This window comes from Photobacterium salinisoli (genome assembly GCF_003614885.1).
In the GTDB taxonomy this organism is placed as follows: domain Bacteria; phylum Pseudomonadota; class Gammaproteobacteria; order Enterobacterales; family Vibrionaceae; genus Photobacterium; species Photobacterium salinisoli.
In genome coordinates this window covers 1,202,626-1,224,771 of the sequence record NZ_QZMS01000007.1, presented here as the reverse complement: position 1 = coordinate 1,224,771, position 22,146 = coordinate 1,202,626, and the positions used below count along the sequence as shown (strand labels likewise).

Annotated in this window: 28 protein-coding genes; 25 read left to right on the top strand and 3 right to left on the bottom strand. The window is 44.3% G+C overall.

Annotated features, from left to right (window positions below; genetic code table 11):
- Positions 1 to 67: 67 nt before the first annotated feature.
- A complete protein-coding gene (locus tag D6M16_RS06355) occupies positions 68 to 1,036 on the top strand; it encodes a hypothetical protein (RefSeq protein WP_120511079.1) in 969 nt (322 codons plus the stop codon).
- Between the two features lie 694 nt (positions 1,037 to 1,730).
- Here D6M16_RS06355 and D6M16_RS06345 read toward each other — a convergent pair.
- Complete coding sequence (locus D6M16_RS06345) at positions 1,731 to 2,744, bottom strand: IS110 family RNA-guided transposase (protein WP_120511077.1); 1,014 nt, start codon at positions 2,742 to 2,744, stop codon at positions 1,731 to 1,733.
- 104 nt (positions 2,745 to 2,848) lie between these two features.
- Here D6M16_RS06345 and D6M16_RS06340 point away from each other — a divergent pair, with 104 nt between their 5' ends.
- Positions 2,849 to 3,160: an antibiotic biosynthesis monooxygenase family protein gene (locus D6M16_RS06340; RefSeq protein WP_120511076.1), complete on the top strand. Its 312-nt coding sequence runs from the start codon at positions 2,849 to 2,851 to the stop codon at positions 3,158 to 3,160.
- 364 nt (positions 3,161 to 3,524) lie between these two features.
- Complete coding sequence (locus tag D6M16_RS06335; protein ID WP_120511075.1) at positions 3,525 to 4,082, top strand: nucleotidyltransferase domain-containing protein; 558 nt, start codon at positions 3,525 to 3,527, stop codon at positions 4,080 to 4,082.
- An 86-nt stretch (positions 4,083 to 4,168) separates the two neighbouring features.
- On the opposite strand, the gene D6M16_RS06330 is transcribed toward D6M16_RS06335, so the two are convergent.
- Entirely contained in the window at positions 4,169 to 4,363 is a 195-nt protein-coding gene (locus D6M16_RS06330; protein WP_120511074.1) for a hypothetical protein, read from the bottom strand.
- A gap of 103 nt (positions 4,364 to 4,466) precedes the next feature.
- On the opposite strand from D6M16_RS06330, the gene D6M16_RS06325 reads away from it, so the two are divergent.
- From D6M16_RS06325 to D6M16_RS06280, 10 genes are all read left to right on the top strand, one after another.
- Complete coding sequence (locus tag D6M16_RS06325; protein WP_120511073.1) at positions 4,467 to 5,075, top strand: MSMEG_1061 family FMN-dependent PPOX-type flavoprotein; 609 nt, start codon at positions 4,467 to 4,469, stop codon at positions 5,073 to 5,075.
- 352 nt (positions 5,076 to 5,427) lie between these two features.
- Positions 5,428 to 5,835: an MAPEG family protein gene (locus D6M16_RS06320; RefSeq protein WP_120511072.1), complete on the top strand. Its 408-nt coding sequence runs from the start codon at positions 5,428 to 5,430 to the stop codon at positions 5,833 to 5,835.
- Positions 5,836 to 5,925: 90 nt separating this feature from the next.
- Positions 5,926 to 6,210, top strand: a complete 285-nt coding sequence (locus D6M16_RS06315; RefSeq protein WP_120511071.1) for a YciI family protein — start codon at positions 5,926 to 5,928, stop codon at positions 6,208 to 6,210.
- Between the two features lie 216 nt (positions 6,211 to 6,426).
- Entirely contained in the window at positions 6,427 to 6,609 is a 183-nt protein-coding gene (locus D6M16_RS06310) for a hypothetical protein (RefSeq protein ID WP_120511070.1), read from the top strand.
- 76 nt (positions 6,610 to 6,685) lie between these two features.
- Positions 6,686 to 7,006: a DUF2834 domain-containing protein gene (locus D6M16_RS06305; protein ID WP_120511069.1), complete on the top strand. Its 321-nt coding sequence runs from the start codon at positions 6,686 to 6,688 to the stop codon at positions 7,004 to 7,006.
- Between the two features lie 492 nt (positions 7,007 to 7,498).
- On the top strand, positions 7,499 to 7,900 hold the full coding sequence (locus D6M16_RS06300) for a GFA family protein (RefSeq protein ID WP_240435535.1): 402 nt from the start codon (positions 7,499 to 7,501) through the stop codon (positions 7,898 to 7,900).
- 177 nt (positions 7,901 to 8,077) lie between these two features.
- On the top strand, positions 8,078 to 8,554 hold the full coding sequence (locus D6M16_RS06295) for a DM13 domain-containing protein (RefSeq protein ID WP_120511068.1): 477 nt from the start codon (positions 8,078 to 8,080) through the stop codon (positions 8,552 to 8,554).
- A gap of 217 nt (positions 8,555 to 8,771) precedes the next feature.
- Entirely contained in the window at positions 8,772 to 9,050 is a 279-nt protein-coding gene (locus tag D6M16_RS06290) for a hypothetical protein (protein ID WP_120511067.1), read from the top strand.
- A 128-nt stretch (positions 9,051 to 9,178) separates the two neighbouring features.
- Positions 9,179 to 9,427: a DUF3297 family protein gene (locus D6M16_RS06285; protein WP_120511066.1), complete on the top strand. Its 249-nt coding sequence runs from the start codon at positions 9,179 to 9,181 to the stop codon at positions 9,425 to 9,427.
- A gap of 267 nt (positions 9,428 to 9,694) precedes the next feature.
- On the top strand, positions 9,695 to 10,165 hold the full coding sequence (locus D6M16_RS06280) for a GrpB family protein (RefSeq protein ID WP_120511065.1): 471 nt from the start codon (positions 9,695 to 9,697) through the stop codon (positions 10,163 to 10,165).
- Between the two features lie 200 nt (positions 10,166 to 10,365).
- Here D6M16_RS06280 and D6M16_RS06275 read toward each other — a convergent pair whose 3' ends face one another.
- Positions 10,366 to 11,322, bottom strand: a complete 957-nt coding sequence (locus D6M16_RS06275; RefSeq protein ID WP_120511889.1) for a transposase — start codon at positions 11,320 to 11,322, stop codon at positions 10,366 to 10,368.
- A 15-nt stretch (positions 11,323 to 11,337) separates the two neighbouring features.
- On the opposite strand from D6M16_RS06275, the gene D6M16_RS06270 reads away from it, so the two are divergent.
- From D6M16_RS06270 to D6M16_RS06215, 12 genes are all read left to right on the top strand, one after another.
- Positions 11,338 to 12,051, top strand: a complete 714-nt coding sequence (locus D6M16_RS06270) for an acyloxyacyl hydrolase (RefSeq protein WP_162940940.1) — start codon at positions 11,338 to 11,340, stop codon at positions 12,049 to 12,051.
- A 113-nt stretch (positions 12,052 to 12,164) separates the two neighbouring features.
- Positions 12,165 to 12,857 (top strand): aspartate/glutamate racemase family protein, encoded by a 693-nt coding sequence (locus tag D6M16_RS06265; RefSeq protein WP_120511063.1) that lies wholly within the window; start codon positions 12,165 to 12,167, stop codon positions 12,855 to 12,857.
- Positions 12,858 to 12,913: 56 nt separating this feature from the next.
- Positions 12,914 to 14,191 carry an RNA polymerase sigma factor gene (locus D6M16_RS06260; RefSeq protein ID WP_120511062.1) on the top strand — a complete coding sequence of 426 codons (1,278 nt, stop codon included), beginning with the start codon at positions 12,914 to 12,916 and terminating at the stop codon, positions 14,189 to 14,191.
- 132 nt (positions 14,192 to 14,323) lie between these two features.
- The gene (locus tag D6M16_RS06255) at positions 14,324 to 15,175 is read left to right on the top strand and encodes a YciI family protein (protein ID WP_120511061.1); all 852 of its coding nucleotides are present in this window, start codon (positions 14,324 to 14,326) and stop codon (positions 15,173 to 15,175) included.
- A 35-nt stretch (positions 15,176 to 15,210) separates the two neighbouring features.
- A complete protein-coding gene (locus D6M16_RS06250; RefSeq protein ID WP_120511060.1) occupies positions 15,211 to 15,609 on the top strand; it encodes a YciI family protein in 399 nt (132 codons plus the stop codon).
- 16 nt (positions 15,610 to 15,625) lie between these two features.
- A complete protein-coding gene (locus D6M16_RS06245) occupies positions 15,626 to 15,979 on the top strand; it encodes a DUF1428 domain-containing protein (RefSeq protein WP_120511059.1) in 354 nt (117 codons plus the stop codon).
- Between the two features lie 82 nt (positions 15,980 to 16,061).
- Positions 16,062 to 16,463 (top strand): putative signal transducing protein, encoded by a 402-nt coding sequence (locus D6M16_RS06240; protein WP_120511058.1) that lies wholly within the window; start codon positions 16,062 to 16,064, stop codon positions 16,461 to 16,463.
- A gap of 632 nt (positions 16,464 to 17,095) precedes the next feature.
- Positions 17,096 to 18,286, top strand: coding sequence for an MFS transporter (locus D6M16_RS06235; RefSeq protein WP_120511057.1), 1,191 nt, complete (start codon positions 17,096 to 17,098; stop codon positions 18,284 to 18,286).
- Between the two features lie 36 nt (positions 18,287 to 18,322).
- Positions 18,323 to 19,681: a hypothetical protein gene (locus D6M16_RS06230; protein WP_120511056.1), complete on the top strand. Its 1,359-nt coding sequence runs from the start codon at positions 18,323 to 18,325 to the stop codon at positions 19,679 to 19,681.
- 10 nt (positions 19,682 to 19,691) lie between these two features.
- Positions 19,692 to 20,954, top strand: coding sequence for a DegT/DnrJ/EryC1/StrS family aminotransferase (locus D6M16_RS06225; RefSeq protein ID WP_205576835.1), 1,263 nt, complete (start codon positions 19,692 to 19,694; stop codon positions 20,952 to 20,954).
- 169 nt (positions 20,955 to 21,123) lie between these two features.
- Positions 21,124 to 21,645 carry a GNAT family N-acetyltransferase gene (locus D6M16_RS06220; protein WP_120511054.1) on the top strand — a complete coding sequence of 174 codons (522 nt, stop codon included), beginning with the start codon at positions 21,124 to 21,126 and terminating at the stop codon, positions 21,643 to 21,645.
- Positions 21,646 to 21,730: 85 nt separating this feature from the next.
- Entirely contained in the window at positions 21,731 to 22,099 is a 369-nt protein-coding gene (locus D6M16_RS06215) for an MmcQ/YjbR family DNA-binding protein (RefSeq protein ID WP_120511053.1), read from the top strand.
- Positions 22,100 to 22,146: the final 47 nt, after the last annotated feature.

Genomic DNA, 22,146 nt, shown 5'->3' with positions numbered 1-22,146 from the left:
AAGAAATATACGACAGAGTTATACGACATGATGTCGTTGAATAAAATTTTAGCCTCCATGGAGACTTATGAGTAAGCCTTTAATTTACATCGATCAGAATATCATCGGACTGCAGTTGCAGGGCATTATCAGCCTAGCTAAGCGGGATGATGTAACTTGGGTTTACTCAAAGGAACACTTTGCGGAGATTAGACGTTCTGATGAACCCGCGAAATATTTAGATGTACTCGATGCTATAGATGCAAAATTATTGGATCTTGTTCTCGACGAGAACTGGAAGATTACTGGTGAAGCCCGGTTAAATGAGAGCGGAACCCCTCATCAGCATTATGATGCCTATATTGAGGCAAACAGAGATGTGGATTTCGACGATACTCTTTTTGACCCATTTCAGGTTTGGGTTAACGGTGGCGGAGACGAAGGGCCATTAAAGGATCTATCCGAAAAATTCGCACACCAAATTCTCAGTCTAACTTCTGAGTTGCCTTTTGATACTACCGAAATGATCGGCAAAGTTAAGTCTATAAAGCCCAAATTTGATTCCATGATCGATGAAATGATCTTGAATGGAAATGATATAGAGAAAACTCGGGCGGCTTTTGGCGATGAGAAAGGCGCTATCGGTAGCATCTCCGGAGAAAAGGAGATCGAAAAAATATGGGAAATAATATCTCCAACAATGCAGGGAGCTGAGATTAGTTGCGATCAATTTTTTGGCTTTGATCCTATTGAAAAGCAAGGTTACGAGTCCTGGCCGATGTATCTCGGAATAATCGGATGCAATGCGGTACTTGATATTTTAGGTTTTCAAGCAGAGAAAAAATGCCGAAAACTAAATAAAATTCATAACGTAAGAAGCGATGCCGGCCATATAGCAATGGGTGCGTACTGCTCAGCAATCCTATCAGAGGATAAGCGTTTGATAAAAAGAGCAAAAGCCATCTACGGATATAAATGTATAGGAACTTCCCCCATTTTGGTCACACGAGAGGCTAACAAGTCAATCCAGCCGACCGCTGACGCGTCGGCTGATTGAGGCGTTATACGCGTTGTTGTTTTTCAGTGTAAATTGTTCTGTTTTTCTCATTGGCCTTTTGTATGCGTTGTCCGATCTCTTCGCTGCTAAAGCGGGGTAAATTGAAACTATCGTTGTCGCTGAAATTCCGCTCTGTCAGTTTGTCTTTTCAAAAGCTATTTCATTTGTTGAAAGGCCATTTTCTTTGGCGTTATCTGTTCTGTAGCGCTTCAATCAAAAACGCTGAAAGTCTTAGTCTCACAAAAGCGAGCCAGGCCACGAAAATATCGTGTATTCAAAGTGGGGCTTGGCTTAAAATCGGTACATCGGTGTGAGCGTACAACAAAGCATTTAAGCGTGATTCGCAACGCGTGGCGGTTTTGGTATGCAGTGGCTTTTGTGTTTACGGTGCAATGCGGCAACCTTTGTATTGCGTTGCTCACACCTTAATGCGGCTACATGGACTCCCCCGGTTGTCAACAACAGCGTCAGGTAATGCAAGGTTGGGACTGCCGCTCTACATTCGGTCTGTTAACTGGCATTCATGCCATGACCCTGATGACACTACGCGGTTGCGGTTCCTCATTCGTTAGACGGCATCGAAAGTGCCCGCCGCGCTATCAGGTTTTCCCGCAAAAGGTCTGAACCTTACACCATCATTGGCTATTGCAATGACCCGGTGAAGCAAGTGACTCCGTTGAAAAAATGTTCCGTTTTAAATCGTTTGGTACTCAGTATCGTTTCTCAGCAGCGACCAAATGATCCGAGCGTTCTTTGCCGCCAGTGCGACAATCGCCCGTTTAAAGCCACGGCGTTCGACCAGACTTTTGCACCACAAGCTGAGTCGGTCAGTTTTATCGCCGAGACTGGCGATAACAGCACGTGCACCATGAACCAAGAGTGTCCGCAGATATCGGTCGCCTTTTTTGGTAATTCGTCCGAGCCTTGGCTTACCACCGGTTGAATACTGGCTGGGAACCAACCCGAGCCAGGCGGCGAAATCCCGTCCTTTATCGAATTGCTCACCTTTGCCGATACTGGCGATGACGGCTGTTGCTGTAATGGGTCCAATGCCTGCCACCTTCATGATTTTCTTTGCTTGGCGGCTGCGAGAAACCAGCATATCGAAGCATTGTTCTTGGTCTGCAATACGTTGATTCAGAATGAGCAAGTGCCCGAAACAGTCTGAAATGATCGCTCTGGCGAGATCAGGGAGTGGGTTGTCACCATCTTCAAGCGCTTCGGGGATAGCGGTTTGTAATGCGTGGCGTCCTTTCGGCGCGATAATGCCGAACTCGGCCAGCATGGCGCGAATTTGATTCAGTAATGCCGTTCGTTCATGGACCCAATGATCACGCGCACGATGCAGGAGCAAAATCGCTTGCTGGTCGGCCGATTTGATCCGGACGAAGTGTGTTGAAGGACGGATGACAGCTGTGCAAATGGCAAAGGCGTCATTGAGATCATTTTTGGCACCGGTTCTGAAAGGTGCCACATACTTCGACGCCATGATCTTTGGCGTATGGCCGAGCTTCGCCAGTTCTCGGGCCCAGTAATGAGAGGCACCGCAGGCTTCCATACCGATAATTGCGGGTGGGATATTAGCAAACGTCTCAAGGACTTTTGACCGCGTTATTGTTTTGTGGATCAACACCTTGCCTTGATGATCTTCACCGTGGATACTGAAGCTATGTTTGGCTAAATCAATGCCATAAATAGAATGTGACATGGTGGCCTCCGGTAATTTCGTAGTCAGACTTACCTAGTGTGGCAGAGCCTGATGAGGGGGAGTCCATGTCATTCGTTATAACCACGACATAAAATGGAGTATTTATGATAGCAAGGGAATGGAAAGCTATTTGTCCTAAAGAATATGAAGAAGGGTTTATTGCATATCTGTATGAGACAGGAATCAAAGATACATCCAGTACACAAGGTTTTCTTGGTGCTCAAATTCTAAATCGAGATTTAGGCGATATTGCAGAAATAACGTTGTTGACCTACTGGGAAGATTTTGAATGTATCAAAGCATTTTCTGGTGAAGACATCAGTGTCGCCAAATTGTATCCAGAGGATGAAAAGTACAAATTGAATCCAGATCATCATGTTAGCCACTATGAAGTCCGTGAGAACATGTGGTTATAACAAACTGTTTAAGAGTGATTCGCAACGCGTGGCATTTTTACTATGAATTACAAGGACAGACACGCTAAAGAGAAATCTGCTGACGTTGTTTTTCTTTTTGTGTCTGTCCAAGAGCTTTGCTATGTGAGGCGTCTCTGATTTCCATTCCTGTTATGATCAGCGGGTTTATGGCATATGTCTCAAACACTTTCGAACGTGTAATTTTTTTGAATCAACACCTTGCCGTGGTGATATTCACGTCGCTCACAATGCCGATTGTGAGTTAGAAGGCTGTGGTGCAAGTCCTCTGTAGCAGTAATCTAACAAAAAAGCAGCCACCGCTTACAGTACAGCTGCTTTTAGCGTTTTACAAATGGAGAAATTTGTGAGTACGGACGAGTTAAATATTGAACATTTACCACTTCAAAATGAGTTAGTTAAGTCTGTCTTGACGGCTTTTTCCTCTGAAGAAAATGTGGTAGCTGCAGTGTTATTGGGATCACTTGCTGCTGGCAAAGGCGATCGAATATCTGATGCTGACATTCTCATTTTTACCCAAAATGGGTTTCATAAAACCGCTGGTTCATGTTTCTCTACCTTCGAATCAGGCAAAGAAATCTTCTACTTCCTTGAAGATTTTCATAATGAAAATGCGTTCTTTAAAAAGTACATTTTCAACGATTTTACCAGCGCGGAGATTCACTGTTTAGACGTAAATGAGCCTTTCAATATATCTAAACCGTTCAAAGTGCTATTCGATAAAGCAGATATTGTAGAGCCTCGGCTAACCGATGAACCTGCTCCAAAGCATGAAAATTTTCCAGCATATACGAATGGCGATAAAGGTTTAATATGGGAGCTTTTTGACTGTATTAAATGGTTAAGTCGTGATAATCATGAGTTGGCTAAATCTTACCTGAAAAAGCTATCAGACAGACTGTGAGCTATTGTATAACAAGGTCTTAATGAAGGATTCGGAAAATAAAAGGACAAGCACATTAAAGAGGAATCCGATAAGTTGTTTTTTCCTCATATGCCAACCAAAATGCATTTCGATATGAAGCGCCACAGGCTTTCATCCCGACAATGGCTGGCGGGATATTGGTAAATGTCGAAAGAACTTACGTGATATTGACTTTGAATCAACACCTTGCCTCCATGATCTTCACCGTGGATACTGAAGCTATGTTTGGCTAAATCAATGCCATAGATAAATTGTGACATGGTGGTCTCCTTTGACTTTGTAATCAGACTTATCAAGTGTGGTAAAGCCTGATGATAGGGAATACATGTCATTCGTTATACACTTATTAAGGAGAAATAAGTTATGGGTGAAATTACAACGATAGATCAGCTGAAAGATATTTACGCAGAGCCGAGTAAAAGAGCCAAAAATAAAGTCTTCTCTTCTCTGGACCGTCACGCGATAACATTAGTCAATCATAGTCACTTTATAATTCTTAGTACCACAGATCTTTTAGGGTTTACTGACCTCTCTCCAAAAGGTGGAGTTCCTGGATTCATCAAAGTTGTCGATGAGTTTACGTTATTGATACCTGATAGTTCAGGAAATAATCGAGTAGATAGCCTAAAGAATATCATCAGTAATCCTAAGGTTGGGTTGTTACTAATGGTTAATGGTATTGACGAAGTAGTTCGTATCAAAGGAACCGCAAGTATTCATACTGACCCAAAATTACTATCTGCTTGTCCTGATGGAAATAAGCCTCCTAAGGTTGTTATTAAAGTTTTAATTGAAAGTATGTATTTTCATTGTGCGAAAGCTGTTATGAGAGGCAAGCTTTGGTCTTGCGATTACAAAGTAGAGCGTTCAATTCTTCCCTCATTAGCTGAAATTATGAAAGATCAACAAAATTTGGCAGAGGCTGCTATTGATCAAGAAGATATGGTTCGATATTACGAGTCAAGCCTTTAGAAGGAATTAAAAGGACAGGCACATTAAAGCGGAATTTGAGTATGTTGTATTTTTTCATGTGTTTGTCCAATTGTTTTTCTGTTTGAGCTATCTCAGGCTTCCATTCTCGTGATGACAGCTAGGATGCTGGCAAACGACTCAAGGACTTTTGAGTGCGTTATTGTTTTGTGGATCAACAGTTAGTCTTGGTGATTCTCGCCGTGAATACTGAAGCGGCGTTTGGTTAAGCCAATGCTATAGACGGATTGTGACATGGTGGCCTACAGTGATGTTGTGTTCAGATTTTCCAAGTGTGACAAAGCCTGTGTAGGGGGGAGCACATGTCATTCATTAAGATAAAGGAGGTTGACTGATGAGCACTTCGGCTTTGGTTCTTGGACTCTTCATCTCTTGGGGGCTTTTTCTTGTCATACTCATGGAGGCCTGTCGCTGTTATTTCCTTATCAAAGGTCGTATTCGATCCAATGAGTTCAAGCCGGACAATTCGAATTTACCTCCCTTTATGCAGCGCTTGGCCAGAGCACATGCGAACTGCATTGAAGGCTTTCCTATTTTTGGTGGACTTCTCATCTTAGCACTCGTGACCGGTCGAACTGAGATCACGGATGCCTTGGCTCCATGGTTCTTGTTCGCACGACTGGCACAATCAAGCATCCATGTCGCCTCGTTGAGCGTGGTCGCGGTTAATGCCAGATTTGCCACCTTTGTTGTGCAAGTGGGCATAGCGGTGTATTGGGCCTGGGCGCTACTCTTAAACTAAATTGTGCGTTCAGGCTTGTGCTCTACAAGTGTTACGGACGCTATAAGTCAGTTGTCACCACTAACTCCACAGTAAAAGTAAGGGCCATATATGTTCATCATCTCTTTAGATTACCAAGTGTCTTTAGAAGACGTTGACCGCTTTATTCCAGAGCATGTTGACTTTCTCAATGAACAGTACGTAAAGGGTCATTTTATTTTGTCAGGGCGCAAAGAACCAAGGACCGGGGGCGTAATTGTTTCAACACTCAACGACCGTAATGAACTGAATAAAATTCTTGCTCAAGACCCTTTCCACAGAGAAGGTTTAGCCAGATATGAAGTAACAGAAATAGTGCCGACAAAAGCTTCTGAGGCCTTACAGTTTCTTTTGTAAAGCTTTTTGAGTGAAAATTTTAAGTGGATTAGGCATGTGTGGTGTTTTGTGTTTGTGCCAGTTTTAGTGATTAACTCGTGATGTGGACGTTTTTGCAGTGCATACATCATTACTAAACCGGAGATTAACTGTAAAGTAAAACAATAGTCATCTTAAAGAACTATACTAGTAATTTATTTAGACTAGTTGCTTAGTGTTAATACAAAAGGAATGGTTATGTCCGTAGAAAATAACAAACAAGACGTTACTGTTGTAGATATAAAGATGCCATTTTTATCAATGGTTGTTTTTATGGTTAAATTCGTTATCGCTTCAATACCGGCTTTTGTGATTTTGAGTATTATTTTTGGTGTTTTAATGATGTTTTTTGGTGGAATGTTTCATGGGATGGGGAGGTAATAAAAGCGAATATATTTTTCCGGAGTGATTAGCAACGCATTAATGCTTATTACAAAAAATGTGTAAGGATGACTAAATGGCTGGATTTTATCTGGTTCTTACTCTCTTGGGGGTTTTGTTACCTTATGGTGCGTTTGTTCCCTGGTTATTGGCCAACGGTTTCGACGTTTCTCTGTTGCTGAAAGAAGCGGTGGCAAATCCCATCAGCATATTTGCTTGGTTAGATGTTCTGGTTTCAGCGGTTGCTTTATTGGGGTTCATCGTTGTTGACGGTAAAAGAAACGCAGTAAGGCTCCGATATCTTGCTGTGCTGGGCACATTGTCTGTTGGTGTGTCTTTTGGGTTGCCTATGTATCTTTATTTCAAAGAAAAACAATCTCTTGTATTACGGCTCTGACAAAGCTGCAGAGACTCCCCGGTTGTCACAACCGCGCCCCTTATGCAAGGTTTATTGGGCCTGTTAACTGGCCTTAATGCAATGGCCCTGATGATACGACGCTGCTGCGGCTTCTTATGCGTCATAAGGCATCAAAAGAAACCAGCTATCACAGGCAAGATGCAGGAGTTCGCTTCTCGGGTGGCCAGTTTCTTCTGTCGGAGCTCTTAGAAGGATGGGTGGGTGGAAAGCAGATCTCGTCACTACATGAACAGGAGGGCTTTTGGTAACCGTCGAGAGGACTTTTGAGCGTGTGGTAGTGTGTGTAGTAATTTGGCTTGAGGACCCTCATCCTGCTAAAGGCTGATAAGAGGGAGTTCATATTTGTTATACACCCTAAACCCACATACTTAACTGAATGTGCATCTACTTTTAATGCTGTTGATTTATACAGTATTTTGTTCTAATGTTTCTAGCGATGAAACTGTATACTGCATAATAAAGGAAGAGGTCATGTTAATGATTAAAGGAAGTTGCTGTTGTGGCGCTGTTCAATTTGAGCTAAGTGAACAGCCCACTATGATGGGCACGTGTCATTGCACACGATGTCGGAAAGTGGGAGCAAGCACTCTGGTATTTGTAAATGCTAATTCATTTGAAATCACCCGTGGCCGGGAGAAGATTGCGAGTTATAAGGGAGAGGAACCGTACAAATATAACAGGTGCTTTTGCTCTGTTTGTGGTTCGGCACTTGGTGAAGTACTCTCGGATAGTGAATCATTTCCGGTTGCGGCAAATTGTTTCGATGGCGAATTAGGTATCGAAAATCAGTTTCATGAATTTACTTCTGAAAAACCCAAATGGCTACATATTGGGGATGATGCAAAACAATTTAGTAACCACCCAGAGTTCTGAGTACTTTGCTTTAGGTGGAAAACAAGCATGTAAGAGTGACTCTCGACGCCACCGATTGCAGTAATAGTGTCTGGTAATGTGAGATTTTAGATTGTCACTCTAGATTGGCTTTGTTAACTGTCTTTGATGAGGGGGAGGCTATGTCATTTGTCTGGCCCCATTGTAATTGGTAGTCTTATGAAAGTTAAAAATATTATAACACTTCTAGTGACTCACTTATCTGTGGGGGTGTTTGGGGTTGCATTAGGAATCTATCTGCTTCCTATTCTTACTGCCCCAACGCCGCCAACTGAGTCTGAAATAAATAAAATATCTTCTCATGCACAGTATTCAGGCAGTTTCACAAAAGACCTCAAGGATAGCGATGCTTTTCACTGGGGCGAGGGTCAAGTGTGGATTGACTCTGACTATATTACACTCATGGGTCGCTTAGCACCTGGCCCTGATTACAAGCTATATCTGTCACCTGAATTCATCGAAACTGAAGTTGATTTTAATCGATTGAAAACTGAGATGGTTCTAGTAGGAGATGTTAAGACATTTGATAACTTTGCAGTTAAAGTGCCACAAGGTATCGACTTATCTAGATATAATACTGTCATAGTGTGGTGTGAGGCATTTGGCGAATTTATTACTTCAGCAAAGTACCAATGATGGTTGTGCACTTAATACTAACGATAAGGACAGTCGCGGTAATATAAGAACTGTCATCTACTAAAGATAGAAATATCTGTCGACGAAATGCATTATCAAAATCAGTACAATAAAGTAATGTTGATTTGATAACCTTTAGCGACACAGTAATCAGACTGAATGGGTGTGTCATAGCCTTGTAAATCGGCGATGAGATTCGTTAATCATAAAATGGAGAATGAAAAAATTGGATAGTAAAGAAGATATTCAGTACGCATATGACTTTTTCAATACAATTTTTACATTAATGCTGCTTGCTTTGATTGGGTGTGCCGTCTTTTTTTGGTTTCAGAACTTTGAATTGTCATTTGCGATTGCCAATACCGGCGCATCTGCCGGTGTGTTTTTAGCCGCACTATCGGCGCGTTCAGCAACTGCATTCAAAGACAGAGTGCTTGTTATTACTGGATTACTCTGCACTGTAGGCTTTCAAATATGGTCTATGGCTGTGGCCTGAGATTCAACTTGGACATTACCACGGCGATCACCTTACAGGACACAGGCGAAATAGTCTCTCTGTCTGGTTGAGCCTTGGGCGGGCATTGTCTACAATGACGCACTTTGGACATACATCAGGTCATGAACATGAGCGACACTAACGATAAACCAGCTTTACCCGATCATCTTGCCGGTAACCCTCGCAGCCCACACTATGTGGCAGAGTGTTTTGAACACCATATTGGCATTCGTCTCAATGGTAAAGAGCGCACTGATGTTGAAGAATATTGCATTAGTGAGGGCTGGGTTAAAATCCCTTCACCGAAAGCAAAAGATCGTTTTGGTCAGCCAATGCTGATCAAACTGAAAGGCGAAGTAGAAGCTTTCTACAAATAAGTCGTCTTTCTTACTGCTTATAATCCGACACATAGAGCCTTGTTAGCTCTATGTGTTGTATCAACTCTCTTTATAAACACCTCGATAATTTTCTTATTCCCATCTTTGCTATTTAAGGCTGCTAGCAAACATTTGATGTTTTGATTTCTGTAATCAAAAAAGAATTCATTCATTCTACGAATGTAATTACTTGGACAGACATATTGATAATTATCAGGACAGACACATTATGCGTGCGGTTAAGGCATTTGATGATAAAGAGGGCACATGAAATTTCTGAATCCCGATAAATATCAGAAATACTGTTATGAACGGTTTGATTATTACCTGATCCAAGTAAGAAGGCTGTTACCAACAGCAAGAGTGGAACACGTCGGATCTTCATCTATCCCTGGTGCTATTTCAAAAGGGGATCTTGATATTTTGATCGGCGTTGATGCTCGAGAACTGGAAGCTTCTGTGCGCATTCTGTTCACTTTGGGGTTTCAAGAAAAGCAAAACACTTTGAGAACAAGTGAACTATGTATGCTTGAGTCAATAAGTGAGGATGTTGCTTTTCAGGTGGTAGCGATGGGTTCAGAGTTTACGTGCTTTTTGGATTTTCGTGACAGGTTACGAGCATCGCCGGACTTAGTGATTCAATATAATGAGTTAAAGAAATCGTGTGAGGGTCTGTCACACGACGAGTACCGTGAAAAGAAGTCGACGTTTATTGAGCACGTTTTAGCGAAGGTATAGAGATAAAAAGGACAGTCACGCATAAGACAGAGTCACAAAGGCCTGTATTAGATTCAACGATTCGCTTTTATCTGCTTTTTATTAAGACTGATTTATGGCGTGTTGGAATGCATAGTTAGCTTTTATGCATTTGGTATGATTTTCAGACGTGCGGCAGCCTGCGAATGGATCACTGCTGAAAATTTGTTTATCGAGAATGATTATGGAATGCGTAGGCCGATACACCGTTGCCGATTCAATTTCGGTAAAACGGCTTGAATTGATGAGGTTGCGCCAATAAGGGTGCCTGTTTCTATCTTGGTGCAAATCTTCAGCCAGCAAGCAGTGTCAAAGCCGAGTCGTTCGAGGATAGGGCACTGAATCGAGTGGATATGGTGATGTTTCCCTTCCCTGATTAGCCGTCCTGTCCAGTCAACCAGTTCTAGATAATCGAGCAGACGAAAAGGCAGTCCTTCCGGCATATGATTTCGCGGATTACCGGCGAAGGGGAAAAGACAGGGCGCGATTGCTTTGTTTTGTTCAAGCGATTCAATGCGTGCTTTCACTGAAGTGAAGGCGGAGGTTTCCGGTGTCTTTGCGATACCGGCTCGGATCGGGTTTAAGTCCACATACGTCATGGCGGCGGCTAAGGCTTTTTCATCCAGTAATGCCTGGCTTTTGAATCGGCCTTCCCAAAAGTGGCCAGTACACTCGTCTTCCTGATTGGCTTTACTGGCGATGTATTGATTGAGCAGACGCATAAACCAGCTGATGGAACAAAGCCGCTCGCGCCAGGTTTGGATGATGGTTAAGCAAGTAGAATGTTCGGCCTTGGATAAGGCTTCGTACTTTAAAAAACGCTCAATCAGCACCGGGGCGCGATGTAAGGTGAGCCAGCGCTCTATCACGTCATGGTTCGAGAGGCGATGAGCTTTTGGTTTGTTGATATGAAGAACGACATGGTAGTGGTTGTTCATAATGGCATAGGCGCAAACATCCACACAGAAGACACTGGCAATCCGCTTCAACCGTTTCTCAACCCATCCCCGCCGGTGTTCATAGCTGGTCTGGGTCAGTTCATCGTAACCGCAAAGGAAGGAGCGGCGAACACAGCGGGAAACGCAATGGTAGTAGGGCGTGGCTTCTATACTGATAAGTTGGCTGCGTGCTGTCGTCATTGGGAGTCACAATTAATGAGCTGGATAAATACACAGTATTTTGTTGTGCTCATTGATAAAAGGGGCAAATTCCGAAGTAGCGATCTGGGTTGGAATCTATTGAAACTGATGAAGTCCTTTCTTTCTTCACGTGTCTGTCCTGGTATTTCCTCTTCTTTGACAGGTTGGCCTAACTGTTTGTCTCCATTCGGTCGAATGCTGATCGTTATTTTCAGCATTTTCTCTCCTGAACTAAGTTACGCTGACGAGATGAAATGGCACAGCTTCAGTATTCGCGCGCGTGTTTCAGAGCAAACATTACTGGGCGATGACGCACCAGAGGTGTTTGAGGTGTACGACTTGGCGGTGAACTTCAGTTTACCCTGGCAGGACTATTCCACTTCAGGTTGGGGGACGGGCACGCGATTGATGGTGAGCACCGGAATCTTACAGGCTACCGGTAGAAGTGCTTTTGTTGTCTCTGTTATTCCTGAATTGACCCTGGGCAGTGAAGACGGCCAGTTTACACTCGATTTGGGAGCCGGTGGTGCCCTCTTCAGCCAGTATCGTTTTAAGAGGCAGGACTTTGGCGGGCCTTTCCAGTTTGCCCTGACTTTTGGAGTGGGTATTCCGCTGTATAACAATTTGGGATTAGGCTACCGATATCTTCATTATTCCGATGCCGGCGTCAATGGGTCTGATACGACGGGCGCTGATTTACATATGATTGAGTTGAGCTATCGGTTCTGATTGCTTACGGTATAGATTACAAGGACAGACACGCTAAACTGGGCTAGTGATACTTTTCTTGTGTCTGTCCTGGTATTTTTCAGGACGGTTTTCAGGGAGTAATGAGAGAGCGAATGAAAAAAATTGGACTGATAGGCGGAATGAGTTGGGAAAGCACCATAGGGTATTACCGGGAAATTAACCTGGGTGTAAAAAATACGCTTGGTGGCCTTCACTCGGCTCAAATCCTTCTTCATAGTGTGGATTTTGCGCCGATTGAAAAATTACAGCGCAGTGGCAACTGGGCAGGTGCGGCTGAAATACTGGTTAATGCCGCAAAAAGTCTGGAGTCTGCAGGGGCTGATTTTGTGCTGATTTGCACAAATACCATGCATAAAGTTGCCCCGGAGATAGAACAGAGTATCAGTATTCCTCTGCTGCATATTGCTGATGCAACAGGCGAAAAACTTGTCAAAGACGGGATCAGAAAAGTGGGCTTGTTAGGCACTGCATTTACAATGGAGCAGTCTTTCTATAAAGATCGTCTATCAGAAAAATATGGCCTTGAGGTTGTGGTTCCCGGCGAAAAGGATCGTAAGCAGGTTCACGACATCATTTATCACGAGCTTTGCCTGGGTAACATTAATACAGTCTCTCGCGATGAATATATTCGTATCGTCAATGAGTTAGAACAGGCTGGTGTGGATGCCGTTATCTTGGGGTGTACTGAAATAGGCATGTTAATCTCTCAGGAACATGCGGGTATCCCGCTGTACGATACGACGACCATTCACGCAGCCAAAGCCGTAGAATGGGCGATGTCGTGAAGTGTTGTAAACACTAGCCTGGTATTGGTTAAAGCCGACCAGCGCGGGAGAGACGGATGAAATCACCTGTAACCAGCGAAGTGGTACAAAGCAAAATTGATCATCTGTATCGCAATGAAGCCCGCAAAGTGTATGCGAGCTTAATTCGTTTGCTGGGTGATTTTAACCTGGCGGAAGAGGCGCTGCATGATGCTTTCAGCACAGCGTTAACTCAGTGGCCAAAAGAGGGGATTCCAGATAACCCCAGCGCCTGGCTGGTTTCTGTCGGACGCTTCAAAGCCATCGATCATCTGCGCCGGCAAAAGCGCCAAGTTGAGATTGTTTCAGAGCTACACGATGATCCCAATGACACATCGTTTATCAGTAATAGCACTGAAAGCCTATCTGAATTCGATGATCAGGTGATTGAAGATGATCAGCTGCGATTGATCTTTACCTGCTGCCATCCGGCCATAGATGCCAAAGTGCAGGTCGCGTTAACGCTGAGGGAAGTGTGTGGTTTGACCACTGAAGAAATTGCCAGCGCTTTTCTGACATCGCCATCGACCATGGCACAGCGTATTGTACGGGGTAAGGCAAAAATCCGCGAAGCAAACATTCCTTTCCAGATTCCCTCAGAAACTGATCTGCCGGACAGAATTGAATCTGTACTGTCTGTTATCTATCTGGTCTATAACGAGGGCTACTCTGCATCGGCGGGTGAGCATGTCACACGTTCCGAGCTGACGGCTGAAGCCATTCGTCTGGCGCGTTTAGTCAGATCCTTGCTGCCCGATGCTGAAGTGTCTGGCCTGCTGGCGCTGATGCTGCTCAATGAATCCCGCCGGGATGCCCGAACGGATCAGCAAGGTGACATTGTCTTGCTGGAAGATCAGGATCGCAGGTTGTGGGATGCCGCTCTGATACAAGAGGGGATTGCCTTAGTACAGAGTGCGTTGGAAACCAGAAATATAGGCTATTACACATTGCAGGCCGCGATTGCGGCGGTCCATGCTCAGGCGGCGGATATGGCCAGCACCGATTGGTCACAGATAGTGTCGCTATACTCCCTGCTGCTCCACGTGGCGCCCTCGCCAGTTATTGAGCTTAATCGAGCTGTCGCCGTCGCGATGCGTGATGGTCCGCTGGCAGGGATTGAGATCGTTGAAAATCTGCTTGAACAAAAAGTCCTCCAAACCTATCACCTCACCTTTGCGACCTATGGCGAATTACTGACCCGGGCCGGTCGGGTTAAAGAAGCTGTCTCAGCCTTAGAGCATGCTCTGAGCCTGACTCAGCAAGCTCCGGAACAACGTATTCTCAAACGAAAGCTGGCATTGCTGACAACACCTTAAATAGTTACCTGTCAAAAGATAAAAAAATTTTTCACCTGTTGTCGATTTTCTAAAGGTTCGCTCGACTATTGTGTAGAGAGCAAAAATAAGTCGCTCTTCATTCACTCTGAATACACAGACAGGAGAAGCACAATGAAAGTCATGGTAATTGTGAAAGCCAGTGAAAGTTCCGAAGCGGGAAAAATGCCAAGTCAGGAACTGCTATTGGCTATGGGCGAGTTCAATGAAACCCTGGTCAAAGCCGGCATTATGGCATCGGGTGATGGATTAAAACCCAGCAGTGAAGGTATTCGTGTGCGCTTTAATGGCAGTGAACGCACTGTGACCAAAGGGCCATTTGCCGAAACCAACGAGCTTGTGGCCGGCTATTGGGTCTGGAATGTCAGCTCAATGGATGAAGCTGTTGAGTGGGTAAAAAAATGTCCGAATCCAATGGAAGAAGCGTCCGACATTGAAATTCGTCCTTTTTATGAAATGGACGATTTTGCTGAGATCGACAGCGACGGATCAGCTCGCGAACAAGAAGCTCAGTTACGGCAAACACTTTCAATGCAGCAAGCGCAATCGAACTGTTATCTGTTTTTCTCAGGTCGCTGCGATGAGGCATTAGAGTATTACCAGAAACACCTCGGCGCGAGTGTGAATTTGATATTTCGGTTCAATGAAAGCCCGGATCCAGTACCTGAGGGCATGTTACCTGCCGGTTTTGAAAACAAGGTGATGCACTGCGAATTCACAATCGGAAGTATGAAACTTTTTGCCTCCGACGGCTGCGGTGACGAAGGGCCGTTTACCGGGTTTAATCTCGCATTATCGATTGACTCCGAAGCGGAAGCACGTCGTGTATTTGATGCGCTGGCAGACGGTGGTTCGGTTCGTATGCCGCTAGAAAAAACTTTCTGGTCACCTTTATATGGCCAGGTAACGGATAAATTTGGCATGGGCTGGATGGTGATGTTACCAGGCGACGACAGCCAGCAGTAACCGGCTTCTGAAATCAGACAGGGAGTATCAGGGCAATGAAATATGTAGCTTTGGTGTACTACGATGAATCAGTAATGAAGACGCTCACGCAAGACGAGTGGGATGCGCTCAACCGTGAGTGTATCGATTGCGGCGAATCCCTGCGGTCGCGTGACTATATGATCGGAGGCGAGGCGCTGCTATCTATCCAGACGGCAACCACGTTACGCGTTCGAAATGGCAAGGTGGACATTACGGATGGCCCTTTTGCTGAGACCAAAGAACAACTTGCAGGTTTCTACCTGTTAGATGTCCGGGACCTGAACGAAGCGATTCAGATGGCCAGTAAGATCCCGCCAGCACGCTACGGCAGCGTAGAAATTCGCCCAGTTCGTGAGTTGCAGGGTGAAAATAACGTGAGTTATAAAGACACAGACGTGCGTAAAGCACCATAGGTAGAGGAGAAAGAGTATGAGTTATGTAGATGGTTTTGTTTGCGCTGTGCCAACAGACAAACGAGAGGAATACCAACAACATGCTGCAGAAGCCGCACAGGTCTTTAAAAAATACGGCGCCGAGCGTGTGGTTGAAACCTGGGGTGATGATATACCAGATGGCGAAATCACCTCTTTTCCTATGGCGGTAAAATGTAAAGACAGTGAGACAGTGGTGTTTTCATGGATCATTTGGCCGTCAAAAGTGGCCCGAGATGATGGCATGGCCCTGTTCATGAAAGATCCTATCTGCGATCAGAACCTGAATCCCATGCCGTTTGATGGCAAGCGTCTTATTTATGGCGGATTTGAAACTATCGTCGATTGCTAGAAACTGTCATTCGTGCAGGTAGAAGTGTAGAAAGGCGGTGCGGCCATGCACCGCTCAGTCTGTTTAAACACCAGGAGAATACATGATTGTCATTGCTCGGTTTTTGTTTCCTCATGAAGCACATATAGCGAAAGCCAGCCTTGAGGCTGCAGGTATCCTGAGCCATCTGGCTGACGAACATACAGTGAATGTGCAGTGGTTGTACTCCAATGCGATGGGTGGCGTACGCCTTATGGTCGCTGAACAACATGCCGAGCAAGCTCGTGATATTTTAAGCAGTGACTTTTCACAAGCTGTCGAGGACAGTCATATCTGTAGCGGGGGAGCAGATGCCTGCCCGCACTGTGGAAGTCATGAATTACTGCCCTATACAAAAGGGAAACGACCCGCTTTTGTCGTTTTCCTTTTACTTGGCTTTCCCTTGTTTTTTTGCCGGCATGGCTATCAATGCAAAGCTTGTGGTGAATTTACTGAAAAGCTTTAAACCAGTGGCAGAGCGTTTTGCCAAAGTATAAAAAGGGCGTGACCTCGATCTCCCGTAATACCATGCCGCACTGCCAATTAACATTAAGTTATTGATTTTTAAATAATATTTGTCATGCTTCCTCTGTCTTGTTCTATTTCATAAAGTGTCTGTCCCGCTATCTCACCCTGTATCGCTGCTATGCCTGTCCTGGTAATTCCTCGTTTCATCTTGTGTCTGTCCTGATATCACTTTTTGCACAGGAAATTAATGATAACTCTATCTTTAGTTGGCTGGTTCAATAACGCTGTAATTTTTGGTGTAAAATAGACAAATCTGATGGGTAATCAGATAATTGCCTTTTAAACTCAACCTTTTTTGGAAAGTTTGATGTCTTTACTGCTCAGATAAAGAGATATATTTTATTTCTTGATTTTTTGATATCTATTCTTGATCACGGTTTCAAATGTTGACTGTGGTTTGTTTCTTTAAATATTATTAAGTGACTCGAGATAAGTTCTTTTGTTGATATAAAAAACATATTCCTGTGTTTAATCTCCCCGCCAACTGACTCATTGATTAATTGTCAGGATTTAAGAGTTACACCTTAATTGACCATGTTCTTATAAGTGCATGCGACACAAAGGCTTTATATGTTCAATATTTTAAAATCGCTCGGTCGCTCAGAGTCGCCCGTTTCTCTGTTTATGAATAAACAGGTGTTTGCCATTCTGTTGTTTGCCAGTGCAAATGCTGCTGTGAATCCGTATAAGAATATTTTTGGTGTCGATGTCATTGGCCTGAAAGAAATTTATTATAGTTTAGTGATTCTACTTTCAGGAGTAATTATCACCTTTTTTAGTATCTATTTTGGCATGAGGTCAGACAAAGAAGGAAGTTTTGTAAAGTATATTATTATTTGTAGCATTTGTGGTGTGTTTGGAAATATTGCACTTTACGTATGGCCGAATGAGTATACGTACTTTTTAGCTAATTGCTTGCTTCTTCCAGTATTTTGCGTATTGAACTCTTTAATTTTTGGTTATGCAGCGGCTAAGCGCAATGTGGATGGCGCAGATAATGCGCACAATGAGAACGCGGCACTGCGTTCGACCTATTCGATGGGATATGTGTTAACCCTTGGTATGATAGGGATGTTGGCACTTCAAAAAGAACAGCTCATTTTTATCTGGCTGTTTTCAGGCATTATGTGCTGCTTGATCTTCACCTTGTACTTTAAGGAAAAGTTTGTCAACGAAAGCCATAAATCAATGTTGTCTTCCGAACCTATTTCTAAAGTATTCCACGCTTCAAACATTATAAAACTGATAAGTGTTTCGCTTGTTACTAACATGCTGTTTACCTTAGATGCGACTGTTCCATTTATTATTGTCAATCAGGTCCAGGGTGAGTATTCAGATATTGGTGTATTTGAAGCCGGTATTGCTGTGTTTGAGGTTTTCTTTATTTTTTATTGGTCTAAGTCAGCGCAAAAAAAGAAAACATCCAGTGTGATAATTATGGGGGCTGTCATATTCTCATTGTCTACCATGCTGTTGTCTGTGACTCAGAATATCGTTCATGTCTATCTGTTAATTCCTTTGATTGCATTAGGTGCGGCATGTCTTATTAGTATCCCTATCGGATTTTTGCAATCGCTTGCTGAAGGAAGACCGGGTGTTGGTAGTTCGTTGTTGTCGATTTCATTCTTTATATCATCTTCCGTTTCATCTGTTGTTTACTTCTTTGGTAATTATTTCTTTGATATCAGTATGACAATATTTATTTCATCGGCTGTTGGTTTGTTAGGTTTGACCATTTTATACCTGGCCGACAGACGGTAATTTTCACCCGAAAGGGAATTTAAAAAAGGAGAGGAAATGTCGACGTTTTGTGTAGTCGGAGGGGGACTGTCTGGTCTTGAATTTGCGCTTTATTCCGCCATTCAGGGCAACAAGATTGTGGTTTATGAAGCCGGACCGGATTTGCGTAAAGAACATGTGCATTTCGATACCCGAGTTTTGAATGGCGATGAAAAGAAAGTGTATTGGTCGGCGGATGAACATTGGGCTATCGGTGGAATCAGTGAGCGTTTGGGAGGGCGTTCGCTGTGTTACCACGGGGTCATGCTGCCGCTTGAACCACAGGCACTGGCAAGCTGGTCTGAGGTTTGGCAGCAGCGCTTAAATGGCCCATCAGGCTTGTATCGCCAGTTGCAGAAGGAATTTATCGGTAAATACCCAGAAATGACCAGACAACAACAGGTTGACATGCCTCTGATTCATGCGCCTCAGGCTGCGGTTGTCGGCGAGAATGCGACATTTTCGTCATACAGTCCTTTATATCAGCTTGAACCCTTTATCAGGGATGGGGTGATTCAAATTGAAAGAGCGACGATCGCCAAAGTGGAAAAGAAACCGGAAGGCTTTTTTCTGATTGATCAGGACGGGCGCACAGTGAATCCATTACCGTTCGATAAATGTATTTTGTCGGCATCGGCGCTGGTGAATAACAAGATTATTTCCACATCGCTGGAAAAGTCCACAACAGCACAGGTGACCGATCATTACTGTATTGGTATCGCCGTGAAAGTTGAACAGGGTGAACGCATTGCTGAATACCGCCATGAAATGTTGTGGCATGGTTTCAGCGAGCATCATGATCTGAATACCAACATCTTTGTGGTGGAGCGACCGAATCTCGACAGCGGAGATCGCATTTTGTTGCTGATGGCAGTGATTGAGCAAAACCCAGATCAGTCTGAATTCAGCCAGCTCCATTGTCACTACAGTCAGGGGCAGACATGGTTGGACATTAAGTCACATCATTCAGAGGCAGGGATTGAAAACTACAACCGTGTAGCCAGACGCATTGTTGAATTTGCCAGTGAGCAGTTAGGTACAGAATTAGTACCGTTGTTTGACACACCCACAGAACAAGCCGGCAGGTTTTTTGGTTCGACAGAAAGTACCGAGATAGAGCAGGCACTGGCAGCACTGAGTGAGGCAGAGCAGTCAAATGTCTATACGCGATTTATCTTTCCTTATGGCTCGTACGAACATGAGAGCTGTACGCACCCTATTGGCGGAACCGGCGATATTGCTTTAACAGACGACTTGGAATTAACGGCTATGCCGGGTGTGTATGCCATTGGACCGGGTGCTTTTCCTCGTTTGGGCATTGCGAATCCAGCCTTGACCATATGTTCACTGTCCCGTTGGCTTGCATCACATATTTAAGCAGGAAAAAATGATGAATAAACTCGCGATTCTGGGCGGTAGCCCTGTTATTTCAGAACCATTACCGGCCTGGCCCAGCTTGGATTTGACTGTAATGGATGATATTGAAGCCATTTTAAAAACCGGTGAAATTAACTATTGGACCGGTAAACGTGGAATGGCTTTTGAAAAGGACTTAGCGGCCTATCTAGGTGATGGCTATGTCGTGACCACCACCAATGGTACGTCAGCCTTACATACGGCTTTTTCCGCACTGGGTATTGGTTCAGGTGATGAAGTGATCTGCCAGTCCTATACCTTTATTGCGACCGCATTTTCGATTCTGCAGGCGGGAGCACTGCCTGTATTTGCCGATGTTGATCATACGCATACGCTTGACCCCAAGTCGGTAGAGAGCAAAATCAGCGAGAAAACTAAAGCCATTGTGGTCGTACATACATTCGGGGTGCCAACCGATATGGACGCTATCATGGCCATCGCCAGAAGACATGACTTAAAGGTCATTGAAGATTGTGCTCAGGCATTGGGCGCCAAATACAAAGGGGCTTACCTGGGCACCATTGGTGATGCCGGCTGCTTCAGTTTTTGTCAGAGCAAGCACATTACAACAGGCGGGGAAGGCGGTGCTGTGTATGTCAACTCAGAAGATCTGGTCTGGAAATGCCGCTCGTTCCGCGATCACGGTTACGACGTAGAAAAAAGGCTGGGTTTGTTTGAAATCTCACAGAAACTGCCTTACATCCATACTCAGGTTGGTTTTAACTACAGGATGACAGAAATTCAGTCTGCCATTGGCATCAGGGAACTCTCTCGCTTTAAGGCAACTGCATTAGAACAGCGAATTCGCAACGGGCGCTATCTGAGCGTGTTACTGAAGGAACACCCTTTGGTAAAGCATGCACCGGTTGATGATGAAACGCATGGTAACGCCTTCTGGTGGGCGCCTTTTGTCCTTGATATGAGCCAGCTCACCTGCGACATCAAGACATTTACCAAAGCTATTGATGCCGAGGGGGTACCTGGTTATCCGGTACCCTGGCCAGAAGTTTACAATGAAGATGCCTTCCAGAAACAAAATGGATTTGGCACGAATAACTACCCATTTAACGATCCGGCCCACAGGCAGATGGATTACACCTTAACGGACTGTCAGGCGGCCAGACAACTGGGAGACAGCTCGATCGTTTTCCATACCCATCCTGTTTATTCTGAGCAGCACATGGAAAAATTCGCCGCTGCGTTTAATAAAGTGTACGAGCACTATAAAAAGTAATCTGTGTAAAATAGTTTTTGATGAGATGGTTGTTCCATTGAGCACCGCCTCCGCATTCGCGGAGGCGTTTTTTTTTGCGAATACTGTCCTAACGTTCAGATAAACCGACCAAAAATCTCTGTGCTTGTAACATAATGACCATGACCGCCACTCTTTGAGAGAAAAAACAGTGAACATCAAACCTGAGTTAGACGTCACAAGCGATGAGCATGGAGCGATAACTGCGCTCCGGAATAATGCATTTCCCGATCATCAAGTCACCCGGTCCTATTACAAACAGCTACCTCATATGCGGGCGCTGGAATACAAAGATGGCAGGTTAGTAGGCTATCTGGGGCTGGACTATCGGGTTATTGGGGTTGGCAACTGCACATATAAGGTGCTTGGTGTTATTGATTTTTGCGTAGCCAAAACACATCAGAGGCAGGGTATCGGGTCTGCTATGTTGTCTGAGCTAAGCGAATATTCGAAGAATCGGGATGTCGACTTCATTATTTTAGTCTCGGATCTGACGAAGTTTTACATTGATAATGGATTCAGGCAGATTCATGCGCCAAGTGCCTGGCTGAGATTGCATGAGCATAAAAATTTCGGTGTAGCCTTTGAACACCTTGATGATCTGTTTATTAAGCCCATCAGCGGTAAACGCTGGGAGCACGGGTATGTAGATTGGTTGGGTTATATGTTTTAAAGGTAAGCAGTTATTGAGTATCTTGAGTGGCGGGCTAGGGACATGCACGGTGCGCCATTTGTGAATCATAAGAAGGAATCTGACTGTGACATATGAGGAATACAATGCATTTTGCCGCTCTTTACCCGCAACGACATACGTAGTTCAGTGGGGAGGCGCTCATGTCTGGAAAGTGGGGGGGAAAGTTTTTGCCATTGGTGGCTGGGCAAAACCGGGCGAGCCAGCATTTACATTCAAAGCCTCTGAGCTCAATTTTAATATCTTAAAAGATGAGCCTGGATTCAGACCCGCGCCCTATCTGGCTTCGCGGGGGATGAAATGGATTCAGCAGATGGATACTGCCAAAACAAAAGATGAAGCATTAAGATATTACCTCAAAGAGTCATACCGTATTGTGTCATTAGGGCTAAGCAAGAAAAAACAAAAAGAGCTCGGTATTCATCCGGATGAATAAAAATGACGGTTGCATAGTCATCCCTAGTTTCACTTCACTCACACGTA